Source organism: Chitinophaga silvisoli, from assembly GCF_003412465.1.
Taxonomy (GTDB): Bacteria; Bacteroidota; Bacteroidia; order Chitinophagales; family Chitinophagaceae; genus Chitinophaga; species Chitinophaga silvisoli.
The window spans coordinates 472,913-485,926 of the sequence record NZ_QTJV01000009.1; the positions used below are offsets into that span (position 1 = coordinate 472,913).

Below are 13,014 nucleotides of genomic sequence, written 5' to 3' on the forward strand. Positions count from 1 at the left end.
GGTGCCTGCAGGACCTGACGAATAGCAGTTTTGGGGGTGGTTGAGAGCGGTTGGGGATGGTGATAATGATCATTTGACGGATGGAGATCATTTTTATCATTAGTAGAATGAATGAGCCGAAAGACATTTTTTGGCAGCAGTATGCATAGCATCTTTTTACAGCAACCAATACTCCAATGTCCGGCGTTCCATGCTTTCCCCTTAATTACGCTGCGTAATTAAACAAGGTATGCTCATTCCCACGCAGTGCCTCATCGCCAAAGAAGAATTCCTTCACTGTCTCGTATTGACCGCCTGCTGCTGGTTTCCGTAATAATGTGAAACTCTTGCACTGAAAGCTGCGTACGAATACCTGGTTGTAAAAATGATCGTATACCAGATCAAATTCACGGGTATTCATTCCCCTGGCTATCGTGATATGTGGTTTATATGGAGTTGATTTAATATCGAATTCCTGTAGGATCTTTTTATGCAACTCTACGATAGGCTTAGGATTCGCCACATTGATAAAGATCGTGCGCTTATCCTGTTGCTGCTCAAAGTGATCGAAACGGGAAGTATATAAGGTAAAACCTGATTGTTTGCCGGCTATATTATCTAACAGGTTGACAAAGTCATCTTCAAAGCGCACTGGAAATACAGAGCGGAAAAGACTGATATTAGCCTGTGAGAATTGGGTATTACTGATACCCAGCTCCTGTGCTACCATCCGCTTTAAAGCCATTACATCATTGTTGATATGAGTACCGGGATTAACTACTAATAAGTAGTCATACAATGATTCCTGTTCAGGAATAACGTTATTATTTGTAATCATAACCAAATAAGTTTTGAACTTAAAGTGTATTGGTTATTTGAATATTGACATTACAAATATAGAATCTTTATTTTAATAATGCTAATTTATTTAGTATTTTTTGCTAATAATTTTTGTTTAATACTAAAAAGTATAGCAGCCGCAGGCACAAAAAAACCGGTACAGCAGCCAATAATGGCTACCATACCGGAGTAAAATAAATATGTGATTGGCTTATGCCAGTGCTTTAATGATGGCTACGAAGTCAGCAGCGACCAAAGATGCTCCACCGATCAGACCACCGTCCACATCAGGGCAGGAGAACAGCTCAACAGCATTGGAAGGCTTAGCGCTACCACCATACAGGATAGAGATGTTCAGTGCAGCTTCACGACCGTATTTGGCAGCAATCTGCGCTCTGATGAATGCGTGCATGTCCTGTGCCTGTGCTGCGCTGGCAGTCAGACCAGTACCGATCGCCCAGATTGGTTCATAAGCGATTACAACATTCTTCAGTTGTTCAGCTGTCAGGTGATACAGGCTTTCTTCCAGTTGTTTTGCAACATATTCATTCTGGGTTTCAGCTTTTCTCACTTCCAGCGGCTCACCGCAACAGAAAAGAGGTTTTAAACCATTTGCCAGTGCCAGGTCAATCTTTTTAGCCAGTACTGCGTTGCTTTCCTGGAAGTATTCTCTTCTTTCAGAGTGACCCAGGATTACGTAGTCTACGCCTACAGACTGCAGCATTTCAGCTGATACCTCACCAGTATAAGCACCGGATTTTTCTGACGCACTGTTCTGTGATGCCAGGAAGAAACCAGGATTGTTCTTTATTAACGCTTTTGCTTTCACCAGATAAGGGAAAGGAGTCGCAAATACTACTTCCTGTCCTTCCTGCAGATGCAGACCTGCCGCCAGTACGTCATTGATCAGTTGCTCACCCTGCGCCAGGGTCAGGTTCATTTTCCAGTTTCCTGCAACGATTTTTTTTCTCATGTTTATCGCTATTGTTAATGATATATTGAATCTAAGATTTCACGTTTGCATATACAGCCTTCAGTAGCCGCTCTTCTACCTCTCCCAGTTGTTGCCCTTTGAATTGCATCCACTGCCGCGCATCCCTCAAAGCTTCCTGTTCCCTATACGGTTCAGGGTGTACCCCACCCCAGGAAAAGGAAGGAACGAACTTAGGCGGGAATTCGCCTCCAAAGATATTACACGAAACCCCAATTACAGTACCTGTGTTAAACATTGTACCGATACCGCTCCGGCTGTAATCGCCCATAATCAGGCCGCACTTGGTTCCGGCGGGGATGGCTTCATTCCTGGCTTCGATCCATACGCGCACTGTGCTGGCATTATTCTTCAGGTTTGAGTTAGTTGTATTACCACCCAGGTTGCACCATTCGCCCAGCACAGCATCTCCCAGGTAACCATCATGGCCTTTGTTGGAATAACCCAGCATCACCACATTTTTTATTTCTCCCCCTCCCACACTGCCAGGGCCGAGGGTGGTCGCACCATATATTTTAGTGCCCATCTTCAGTACTGCTCCTTCACAAAGGGCCAGGGGACCTCTGATCAGGCATCCTTCCATCACTTCTGCTCCTTCTGCAATATAAATAGGTCCGGTCTTTCCGTTCAGGATGCTGTGTTCTACCACAGCGCCCGGCTCCAGGAAGATGTTTTCAGCACCGCTTACCTGGTTTGAACCGGGTATAGGAGCAGAAGTACGACCTTTCGTGAGCAGGGAGAAGTCCTGCCGCAAAGCACCATCATTTAATCGAAAAATATCCCATGGATACGTCAGCTGCTGTACTGATTCCTGATAGTTTAGCCGGTTACTATTGCCTTCCTGCTGCAAATCGCAGCCAGCTACTGCCCTGGCCAGCAATATATTATCGAGGTACAGCTCCTGCCCTGTTTCCAGGGCCTGGATAGCCTTTACCAGTTGATTATCAGGCAATAAATGGCCATTGATCAGCACACATTGGTCCTCGGAAGTAATTGTTTGAAGGGGAAATTTTTCCTGCAGATAAGGAAGGGTCAGGAAGCTGGCGCTGGCATTAAGCCACCTCTCCCATTTTTCTCTTATGGTAAGTATCCCTACACGGATGGCCGCTACCGGCCGGGTATGAGTGAAAGGGTACAACAAATCGCGTGCAGGAGTGTCAAAAAGAATATAACGCCGCTCCATAAGGGGATAAAAATAGAAAATCCCATCGAAAAAGTCGATGGGATTCTCATTAAATTATTTGACAGGCCTGTACTAGGCTTTCTTACCGTAGCGTTTGTTGAATTTGTCGATACGACCTGCTGTATCCACCAGCACGTTCTTTCCAGTGTAGAAAGGATGTGAAGTATTGGAAATTTCAAGCTTGATCACTGGATATTCGTTACCATCTTCCCACTTGATAGTTTCTTTTGTAGGAGCGGTAGACTTGCTCAAGAAAGTATGTCCATTAGACATATCTTTGAATATTACAAACCTGTAATTTTCCGGATGGATTCCCTGTTTCATCAGAATTTTAGTTTTCTTTTTTTTTACCAGATGCAACCGTGCATATTCATTCTTCTACAATCGATGAACGCCAATGCCAGGTGTCATACCAATATTTATAATACAGGCTGCAAAGGTAATTATTTATTTTAAATTTCCAGACTTTTAGACTGATTTTTTTTAATCTTTCATGTTCACATATTGGAGTGGTATGTTCAGGTTGCCTGTTCTCAGCAATTGTATAACCTCCTGAAGATCATCTCTCTTTTTACCGGTTACGCGAACGATGTCGTCCATGATGGCCGCCTGTACTTTAGCACCGGAGTCCTTGATCATCTTCACGATCTTTTTGGAATCTTCCTGTTTGATGCCGTTGCGTACGGTAATATCTTTTTTTACCACTTTACCGCTTTGGTAATGTGCTTTTGTCAGGTCATAGATATTAGCATCCAGGCCCTGCTTGATAGTACGGTTAAGCAGCACATCGATTACCTGGTCCAGTTTCATTTCGCTCTCCACTTCAATAGCCAGACTCAGGTCTTTTTTATTGAGCTCAATATTGACATGAGAGCCTTTGAAATCGTACCTGTTGGTGATTTCTTTATTTACCGTATTTATTGCGTTGTCAAGTGTCTGTGTATCCACTTTGCTAACAATATCAAAGGATGGCATAATTGAGTAATTTTTTTGTGACAGAAGGCAAATATAAATATGAATTAGGAAATAGCGGCCATTGTGGCCCATAAAAAGAAAAACCCCGGGACGTTTCCCGGGGTAATTCCCTTCCTAGGCAGGGAACAGTGTCACTTGAATCTACAAGCGACCAACAACTCTCTTACTTTATCAGTCTATCTTCGTCACCTTTGAAGAGCCTGAAGAAGACTGGTTAATGGAAGGATTACCTTTGTAACGTACTTTGGCACCGCCTGACACGCTGATGTCCAGTTTCTTTTCTGCATTCACTGCCAGATCACCGCTACCGGACACTCCTACGTCTACTGTTTCAGAGTTTAAGGCTAATGCATCGACACTTGCTGATCCTGAAATACCATATTCAACTTTGGTAACGGTTCCTCTCAGATTAATCTTGGTTGAACCGGACACTCCTACTTCCAGCTTTTCAGCTTTCAGATCCATATCTATTATTACACTACCACTAATTGCCAGTTCTACCTTATCCCCTTTCAGTGTACCCTTGCTATAGAAGCCACCAGAACCGCTTGCAGCCAGGGATTTCACTTCTGCCATACTTACATTCACTGTAATTTTCTGTGATGGTTTTACATCATATCCTTTTTTCCAATGCAATTGCAATTCGCCGTTTTCTACTTCTGATACGATGTAAGGCAATATATTATCGTCTGCTTCAATCTCAATGGTTCCACCTGAACCTGGGGTGATATAGATATTGAAACTACCTGAAGCTGCAATGCTTTTGAAGGAGGCTGCAGATCTTGTTTCTTTCTTAATGGTGCCGCTACCTTTTACATGTTCTCTCTGTGCAAATGCTGTCACACTGGCGAACATGAGCATGAGGAATGCTATAGCTGTTGTTTTCATAATAGTGTTATTTAAAAGTTTATAAGGGATGGAATTAGTTTGTACCGAATGAAACGTCACTGTATACACCATTTATGACCAGTGACGGCGACTGCTCACTGCCGTTTGCAGAGATTGCAGTATAGGTGGTGTTGGAAGCTTTCTTCACTGTGCTTTCGTTTTTCATAGCCAGCCCACTGTTGTGTACGTCGCCGCTATGAAGGACGAATTTAAACTGCAAAGCTATGCGGGAAGACATCCCCTGTAACTTTATATCGGCATAGGTAAGCCCTATTGATCCTCCTTTGAAATTATTGCCGATATTCTTTACTTTCAGGTCTCCATACACCAGCTTTGCACTGATTTCGGATTGTAAATCGCCGATTGTAAAATCTGAATAATTGCAGGTGATATTCAGTGAATTCGTCTTTGCTACTTTGTAATCATCATAGTTAGACTTTGAATCCAGCAGTTCTACTGTGCCCAGTTCATATTCTGAGTAATTGGATCGGGTATATATTGAACCGACATTGTCACATTTCAGATTGGAATAATTAGCACGAACGGTCAGTGCATCTGCTTTCCCGATGCGGCCTTTATCACAATAATTCATGTTCAGCGTTAAAGACTTTTGTACTTCTTTAATATCGTAGGTACAATAATTCAGTCCCATTGTAGTGGGAAAACTCAGCACATCTGTCAACACATCTCCAAAGCTATTATCCAGGTCCAGCTTGCGCAGGTTTTCAGGCACGTATACTTCATAGTCAATATTGACATAGTCTTTGCTATCTCTCTTTGCCCCCCAGTTAAATAGTTTACCAGTTCCTAAGGGATGATAACTGGTTTGCAGCGAAATCTCTCCGTTTGCATTGTTCTCATCAATGTCCACCATGTTCGCGGAGTTCTGCGCTTCTGAAGGATTTTTTCCAAAACCGGTGATGGTGATAGTTGCTTTCACGTGGTTCTGCTTCCAGGTATGAATGATGATCTTGCCATATTTATTAGATATGGACAATACTGAATTACTTCCATTCGCATACTCTTTCGCAATTACACGTTTGAATTCACTGTCCCCTTTTTTTCCAAATGCCATTATTGGCAATAACAGTAGTAGTAATATTTTACATTTCGCTTTCATAGTTTGACTGCTTTGGCTTAACGGGCTGTTTCTCTCTCAACTCATCAAGTATTTTATCAAGAAGGTCCAGCTTCAACTGATAATAGCGGACCATGGCTGCTTTAATTCTTTCATTTCCCGGGTTCTGCACCAGTTCTGTTTCCAATACCTTGTAGGTATCGTTTCGTAGTTCCAGTTCCTTGCGGGCAGCGCTATCCAGTCCCAGCACGGCTGGCGGATAGGCTTTGATTTCAGAGAGGCGCTTTTCTATCTGGGAAGTATAGTACATACCGGCTTCCTGCAACTCTGGCGAAACGGTGGCTACCTGCGCCTGTTTCTTCATTTGCAGAAACTGGAAGATGACAATCGTGTTCACCACCAGTACCAGTACTGCTGCTACTTTGAGCCAATTGCGCCCCAACATTTGCAACACTTTTCCTTTTTTCTTTGGTGCCAGCTCCTTCTCCAGTTTATCCCATAAAGCAGGTCTGGGTCCGGGCTGCTCAAATTCTGAACGGTGTTGCCTGATAAAATCCTCAAAACTCTGTTCTGGCATCAGCGTATTGCATTTTTTTGTTTAATGATCTGTCGCACTTTATCTTTTGCACGCATGTACTGCGTTTTCACAGTAGACTCCGATATATCCAGCATGGCAGCTATCTCCTTGTGGGAGTACTCTTCAAAGATGTAGAGGTTTAGCACAGTACGGTAACCGTGTGGTAAGTCCTGTATGGCATCTTTGATAGCGGAAACTGTCCAGGCGAAGCTATCTTCGTCCATTCCTGCTTTCTCTTCTGCGACTTCTATATTGTCCACTTCTTCGAAATACACTTTCTTTTTGCGCAGGTGGCTCAGGCAGTGATTAACCACTATCCGCTTGATCCAGGCCGTAACACTACCCGCATTTTCCAGGCGTTCAATGTTCCGGAAGATCTGCATAAAGGCCTCCTGCAGTGTATCTTCAGCATCAGCCGTATTACCGGTCATACGCAAACAGATATTATACATTGCTTCTGAATAAGCATTGTACAGCTCGCGGAACGCGCGAACCTCTCCCTTTTTGCACTGGGCTACCAGGTGATCTGTTATTATAGTCTGATTCAAGTTGTTGGCTGATGCTTGCATAATAAAGACAATATTTTTAAAAAAGGTTGCACCGCTGATGGGATTTTTTTGGGGAAATTTGAATTAAAAGCAGTCAAATAATTAGCAATCAAACGATTAGGAGTTGAAAAAAAGGACGTAACCTCGGGGCTACGTCCTATCCATCCTTATATGTACCTAAAAAACAGGCCGGTGTTAGTTGCTCTTCACACGGTTTTGTTCATCTTCCAGGCCGGTCTTGTGGTTGCGGGCAGCCTTAATATTCATGTTACCGAAGCGATAGCTGAATGCGAGGCGGACCTGTCTTGATTCCCATTTGGAATCGACTGACATAAAGCGGCCGGCGTTGGTGAATGTTCCGCGGAAGCGCTGCTGATTGAATACGTCATTTATTGTCAGCTTCAGATTACCTTTCTTATGCAGGATGGATTTGGATAATCCACAATCGAGTGCATACATAGGTTTCATTTTCATCAAACCCTCATCTGCGATCTGAGAAGACAGGTAGAAGAAAGTAGCTTCAGCTGTGATACCGTAAGGCAGCGTGAAAGTATGCTGGGTACGGCCCATGAAACCACCTGATTCCACATTGACCAGGTTATTGTCTACTACTGTTGAATACTTTGCATACAGTCCCTGGAGGTAAGTATAGCTGTTCCACCACTTCGTGATCGGGAAAGGCATAGAGATACTAAAGGTGAAGTTGTCAGACTTTGCAATGTTCAGGTACCGGTAGCGAAGGATGGATGTATCGCCGGTTGCCGGATCCTTTTCTGACTCTGCCACCTGTGTCATTTTATTGGAAGCATGTGCATATGCCACTGAAGTAGTCAGGAATTGTTTGAAGGTATGGCTTACTTCAAAGTTATTGCTGTAAGACGGCTTCAGGTAAGGGTTTCCTGCAATCTTGGTATATCTGTCCAGGTAAAATTCGAAGGGGTTAAGGTCTTCGTAATCCGGGCGCTGTATACGGCGGCTGTAGGAAATGCCCAGCTGATGGTCTTTGGCTACATTGTAACTCATGAACACACTTGGGAACAGGTTGAAGTAAGTAGTATCTGTCACCTTGGAAATGGTTACTGAGTTACCTTCGATGTGTGACAATTCACCACGCAAACCAGCCTGCAGCGTGAGTTTCCTGAACTGCTTAGAGAAGTTGATATAACCGGCATTTACATTTTCCTTATAGATAAAATGGTTGGAGCGGTTATAGTCATACACCCAGTTGTTAAAGCGTAAAGAGTCAAAACGCGCATCGTTATCAGATTTTACAAAACTGAGTTTCAGTCCTGCTTCCAGTTTGGCCTGGTGTTTCAAAGGATTGACATAATCAGCTTTGAAGGTTTTGATTTCGATTGTAGAAGGCTGCATGTTGCGGGTAGTATCGCCATGTACAAAATCTTTACCGGTGACATCATATACGTTTGAGAAGGTATTCAATCGTTTGCTGTCGTGGTTACGGGCATAGTCCAGATCGATGTTCAGTTCTTTGCCAGAAGTATCCAGGATACCTTTATAATTTATGTTATAGGCCATCCTGTTCCAGTCCCCAGGGTTTCTTGAATCTGTGCGCAGAGTGGAATCTACAATACCACCGCTACCGATCATGGTTACAGAATTGGAAGGCATGCTATAGTTTCTCAAAGCTGCATCGACCATCACTCCGATCGTGTGATTCTTGTTGATGAAATAGTCAACGCCTACTTTGGCACCGTTATAATCAGAGGACTGGTTGTGGGTGTTCCTGTTATCAAACACATTTACTTTACCTTCTGCAGGATAGCTACGATACAATAACAAGGTCTGGTTGTTCTGGCGGTGGTTGTAGTTGTAAGAACCAAACACGTTGTACTTAGCGTTGCGGTGGTTCAGGTTCAGGCTACCATTATATTTAGGAGTAGCGCCGTAGCCACCGCCGAGAGTAATGCTACCATTAGTACCAACGGTATTGTTCTTTTTCAGTTTGATGTTGATGATCCCGGCGTTGCCCGCTGCGTCGTATTTGGCGGAAGGATTGGTGATCAGTTCTATTTGCTCAATATTGCTACTGGGCATACTTTTCAGCAGCGCGGCAACGTCCTGGGAACTCATGTTGGTGAGTTTTCCATCAATCATGATAACAACACCGTTTTTACCTTTCAGGCTGATATTGTCATCTTTATCTATAGTGATACCTGGTGATTTTTCCAATACTTCCATTGCATTGGCGCCAGCTCCTACTACACTGTTTTCAACGTTTACAACCATCTTGTCTACGCGCTGTTCTACGAATGGCTTTTTACCAGTCACGTTTACGGCTTTCAGGTTGCGGGTATCAGTAGTCAGGGAGAGGGCATTCACTTTTACAGGTGCATTTTTTACTTCGAATGGCTGGCTATACGCTTTAGTCATACCTACATAAGCAGCAGCTACGAGGTATTTCCCTTCTTTTACAGGTTCGATTTCATATTTACCATTTATATCTGCGATTGCTCCTTTTACGAGGGAAGAATCGGAAGCTTTTAACAAGGTGATGGTGGCAAACTCTACCGGCTTATTACCGGTTTGAACTACCTGGCCGGACACTTTTCCTGAACCAGGAGTCTGGGCATAAGTGGCAACACCCAGGGTCATGATTGATAAAAGAATAGCTACTGTCTTCATATAAGGCGGATTAAGGATTTCTAAGTTTCTGTTTTTTAGCTAGTTAAATAATATAGAACCTTTATTAATCTAGTTCCTTTGTTTATCAACTACAGTGTAAAGGTAGGTAGTTTGCATTGCATAGTACATAACTTTACATAAACGGTAATCAGGTAGGGATGATTGGTAAATTTGTTTTAAAAGAAGACGCGGCAGGTATAAAAAGGTTGCAAAAAAAAATCGCTTCTACTCAGGTAGAAGCGATTTTATAATGAAGTAGGATCAGTATTACCATTTGATGCTTTCGAGTACATCGGGCAGTTCCTGTTGTACTTTTTCGAAGAAAACTCTTTCTTCTTTGCGGATATGTTCTTCGAGGCTACGTGCCAACAGATCCAAAGCATCTATCATATCTTTTTCTTCTGTTACGGTAAGGGCGCTGTACATGCGGGAGATGGACGAATGTTCCTGGTTTAATTCTTCCAGGAGACCATCTATTTCCGGGTCTTTACCCTGGCACAGCTCAAAGAGATATTCTTCTTTCTGAATGTGTGGCACCATTACTTCCTGAAATACTTTTACGATATAAGCCAGTTTTGCATCAGTTTCGAGTGGAAAGCCTTCATAGGGAGCAGCATCTTTCTTAAGATACCGGCATACGAATAATAAACGCTGGTGCTCCTGCGAGAGGGGCACTAAAGTAGAATGACGTTGCATGATCAGGATATGGTTTTAGCCGAATTATAAAGTTTACGGCAATACCAGATCAACACAGCTCCGCCTATTACCATGAGTGAAGAAATGATTTCTGCCTGGGTAGGATGAAATCCGAAAATATCATATTTAGTGTTCACTCTAATCTTCTCAATAAAGAATCGCTCGATACCATTCAGCATCAGGTAAATGCCGAAGACCATACCAGGTACTTTTATCTTTTTGCGGATACTCCATAATAATGCAAACAAAAGCAGGCAGGCAATGATTTCATACAGGGCTGTGGGATACACAGATATTGGCAGCACGCTGCAATATCTGCCGGTACAACCAGGCATCAGTACCCCTTCGTTAATTACATTGTGCGGATAGCCATACGCAAAGAACCAGTCAGGCAGGAAACTGAGGCCCTGTGGTTTGGCAAAGGCTGCATGAGGAATGTGTTCCAGGCCACCGTACTGGCGGGCGAAGAATTGCTCATTGGCTTTGAGCACTTCCTGGAACCTGGAAGGATCCACCTGGGTCACACGACCGGTAGTATCTGTTACATAGGCACTGTTGTAAATACCCCAGTCACCATCCCCGGAAAAATGACACCCCATACGACCAACGCCATAAGCCAGCATAAGACCAGGGGCAGCACTGTCTATCAGTTGCAATACATCAATCTTCTTATTGCGGGCATACCGGATAATGACAATACTCGCCACAATCAGACCACCGTAGAAAGTGAGGCCACTGAAGGAAAGCAGGGAACCGACAGGATCCTGTACAAAGTCGCCCCAGTTCTCCAGGTTATGAAAAATCTTTGCGCCAATCAGGCCAGCTACAGCAGCCATTACAGTAAAATCAGGTACACGCTGATAAGGATGTATCAGCTCAGTTACCGTCACTTCTTTTTCGGCTTTGGCTTTCTGGCCGCTTCTATATTTAAGGTAAGCAACAGCAGCACCAACGATGATACCACCAATGAAGCTGCCTCTGGCAGACATCACGAAAGACTGAAGGTCCTGGGAAACAGCGTCCCAGTCGGCTACAATCCCAATTATTTTAAATCCAAGAATAAAACCAATTACACCATTAATAATAATGTCAGTGGTAGTTACAGGTTTACCTTTTGTAATTTTTTCTGGAACAGCTTTCAATAATCCCAGTCGCTCTCTCCTTTTCAACTCACTGGTCAGGGTATAGGCGGCTGCAAGGAATGCAATAGCAACAAAGAAACCAAAGGTCTGAAACAGTTTAAGAAAGGGAAGTTCTAAACCCAACAGATCCTTGAATGCGTAATATAAATTAGGATACATAGCCAAAAAAAAATTGGTGATCTGAGTTTTCCTATGAACAAAGCCGAATTAGTCAGGAAGGAAAATCAAACCACCAAAGTAAGCTGTAAAAATCACAAATTCCAAATCATATTTACGTTTAATGTGAAATGCCTGACACAAAAATCAAATATATTTAGCGCCAGGCATTCTACATCTTACATAAGCAGATCTTAACAATATTGTTCGAAAGCGTCGACCAGGTTTGCTGCAATCATTTGTGCAGGACGACCTTCAATCATGTGACGCTCGATGAAATGCACCAGCTGTCCATCTTTAAACAGTGCGATAGCAGGTGAAGACGGAGGGTAAGGCAGCAGGTGAGTACGGATCTGCTGGATAGCTGCTGTATCAAAACCTGCAAAGCTTGTAGTCAGCCTGTCTGGCTTCTTCTCGCTGTGCGCAACAGCCATCAATACACCCGGACGTGCACTACCAGCTGAACAACCACATACAGAGTTGATCATCACCAGTGTAGTACCAGCACCTTTTAATGTTTCATCTACCTGATCAGGTGTCAGCAATTCTTCAAAACCGTTATCTGTTAACTCTGCCTTCATTGGCATTACTAATGCTGCTGGATACATATGAGTATAATTTTTTTGTTCGTCAATTTTTACAAAGTTACACAATCAGCAGATAAATAGAAAAACTTGAATGAATATGACTTTTTGACCGATACCAAACTTAAAACAAGACATTTTGTCTCTACAAAATACCTCATTACTAGCAAAATAGCAGTTTTTATGCCATGGTATTCCATTTGATTATACCTAACCGTTCAAATTTTTAAAACAAAACATTAAAACTCATAAAACCATGACATACGTAAAATTTAATCAGCATCCTGCAGCAAAAGCATTTGGCGGTTTAGTAGAAGACATTTTTAATAATAGTGGATTTAAGCAAGCCCTGAAAGACGACTTTTTAACCAACGACTTTTTCGGTGCACATCCGCCGGTAAATATTTATGAAGCCAAAGATGGTTATACCATCGAACTCCTGGTACCAGGTTGGGCAAAAGAAGAAATTAAGATCAATGTAGAGAACAAGGCCCTGACCATCAGTGCTGAAAAAGCAGAAAAAACTGCAGAAAATAAGGACGAAGCTCCAAAACAAACCCGTAAGGAATTTGGTATCCGCTCTTCTTTCAAACGTTCCTTCAACATCAACGAACAGGTTGATGCCGAAAAGATCCAGGCCAAATATGAGAATGGTATTCTCAAACTGGTACTGCCTAAGAAAGAAACTATACAAGCCGCTGCCAAAGCGATTGTTGTGGAATAAGGATTAAACG

The 13,014-nt window shown here is 42.9% G+C and carries 14 protein-coding genes; 1 reads left to right on the forward strand and 13 read right to left on the reverse strand.

Annotated features, from left to right (window positions below; translation table 11 throughout):
• Positions 1-205: 205 nt before the first annotated feature.
• The 13 genes from DXN04_RS23760 to DXN04_RS23820 form a co-directional block, all read right to left on the reverse strand.
• On the reverse strand, positions 206-817 hold the full coding sequence (locus tag DXN04_RS23760) for a 2'-5' RNA ligase family protein (protein WP_116855887.1): 612 nt from the start codon (positions 815-817) through the stop codon (positions 206-208).
• 213 nt (positions 818-1,030) lie between these two features.
• The gene (gene tpiA / locus DXN04_RS23765) at positions 1,031-1,792 is read right to left on the reverse strand and encodes a triose-phosphate isomerase (protein WP_116855888.1); all 762 of its coding nucleotides are present in this window, start codon (positions 1,790-1,792) and stop codon (positions 1,031-1,033) included.
• A 31-nt stretch (positions 1,793-1,823) separates the two neighbouring features.
• Positions 1,824-2,993 (reverse strand): putative sugar nucleotidyl transferase, encoded by a 1,170-nt coding sequence (locus DXN04_RS23770; RefSeq protein ID WP_116855889.1) that lies wholly within the window; start codon positions 2,991-2,993, stop codon positions 1,824-1,826.
• 72 nt (positions 2,994-3,065) lie between these two features.
• Complete coding sequence (locus tag DXN04_RS23775) at positions 3,066-3,317, reverse strand: type B 50S ribosomal protein L31 (RefSeq protein WP_072357075.1); 252 nt, start codon at positions 3,315-3,317, stop codon at positions 3,066-3,068.
• 159 nt (positions 3,318-3,476) lie between these two features.
• On the reverse strand, positions 3,477-3,968 hold the full coding sequence (locus tag DXN04_RS23780) for a YajQ family cyclic di-GMP-binding protein (RefSeq protein ID WP_116855890.1): 492 nt from the start codon (positions 3,966-3,968) through the stop codon (positions 3,477-3,479).
• A 171-nt stretch (positions 3,969-4,139) separates the two neighbouring features.
• Positions 4,140-4,856 carry a head GIN domain-containing protein gene (locus tag DXN04_RS23785; RefSeq protein ID WP_158569124.1) on the reverse strand — a complete coding sequence of 239 codons (717 nt, stop codon included), beginning with the start codon at positions 4,854-4,856 and terminating at the stop codon, positions 4,140-4,142.
• A 34-nt stretch (positions 4,857-4,890) separates the two neighbouring features.
• Positions 4,891-5,976 (reverse strand): hypothetical protein, encoded by a 1,086-nt coding sequence (locus DXN04_RS23790; RefSeq protein ID WP_147320045.1) that lies wholly within the window; start codon positions 5,974-5,976, stop codon positions 4,891-4,893.
• Positions 5,960-6,511 (reverse strand): hypothetical protein, encoded by a 552-nt coding sequence (locus DXN04_RS23795; protein WP_116855893.1) that lies wholly within the window; start codon positions 6,509-6,511, stop codon positions 5,960-5,962. Before DXN04_RS23795 ends, DXN04_RS23790 begins: the two co-directional genes overlap by 17 nt.
• On the reverse strand, positions 6,511-7,080 hold the full coding sequence (locus DXN04_RS23800; RefSeq protein WP_116855894.1) for an RNA polymerase sigma factor: 570 nt from the start codon (positions 7,078-7,080) through the stop codon (positions 6,511-6,513). The genes DXN04_RS23795 and DXN04_RS23800 overlap by 1 nt, the downstream gene beginning before the upstream one ends.
• 174 nt (positions 7,081-7,254) lie before the next feature.
• Entirely contained in the window at positions 7,255-9,702 is a 2,448-nt protein-coding gene (locus DXN04_RS23805) for an outer membrane beta-barrel family protein (RefSeq protein WP_116855895.1), read from the reverse strand.
• 267 nt (positions 9,703-9,969) lie between these two features.
• Positions 9,970-10,398 carry a hemerythrin domain-containing protein gene (locus DXN04_RS23810; RefSeq protein ID WP_116855896.1) on the reverse strand — a complete coding sequence of 143 codons (429 nt, stop codon included), beginning with the start codon at positions 10,396-10,398 and terminating at the stop codon, positions 9,970-9,972.
• Positions 10,399-10,400: 2 nt separating this feature from the next.
• A complete protein-coding gene (locus DXN04_RS23815) occupies positions 10,401-11,699 on the reverse strand; it encodes a prolipoprotein diacylglyceryl transferase (protein ID WP_116855897.1) in 1,299 nt (432 codons plus the stop codon).
• 191 nt (positions 11,700-11,890) lie between these two features.
• Positions 11,891-12,304 (reverse strand): BrxA/BrxB family bacilliredoxin, encoded by a 414-nt coding sequence (locus DXN04_RS23820; protein ID WP_072356791.1) that lies wholly within the window; start codon positions 12,302-12,304, stop codon positions 11,891-11,893.
• A 232-nt stretch (positions 12,305-12,536) separates the two neighbouring features.
• Between DXN04_RS23820 and DXN04_RS23825 the strand changes: the two genes are divergently transcribed.
• Positions 12,537-13,004 carry an Hsp20/alpha crystallin family protein gene (locus tag DXN04_RS23825; protein WP_116855898.1) on the forward strand — a complete coding sequence of 156 codons (468 nt, stop codon included), beginning with the start codon at positions 12,537-12,539 and terminating at the stop codon, positions 13,002-13,004.
• Positions 13,005-13,014 lie beyond the last annotated feature (10 nt).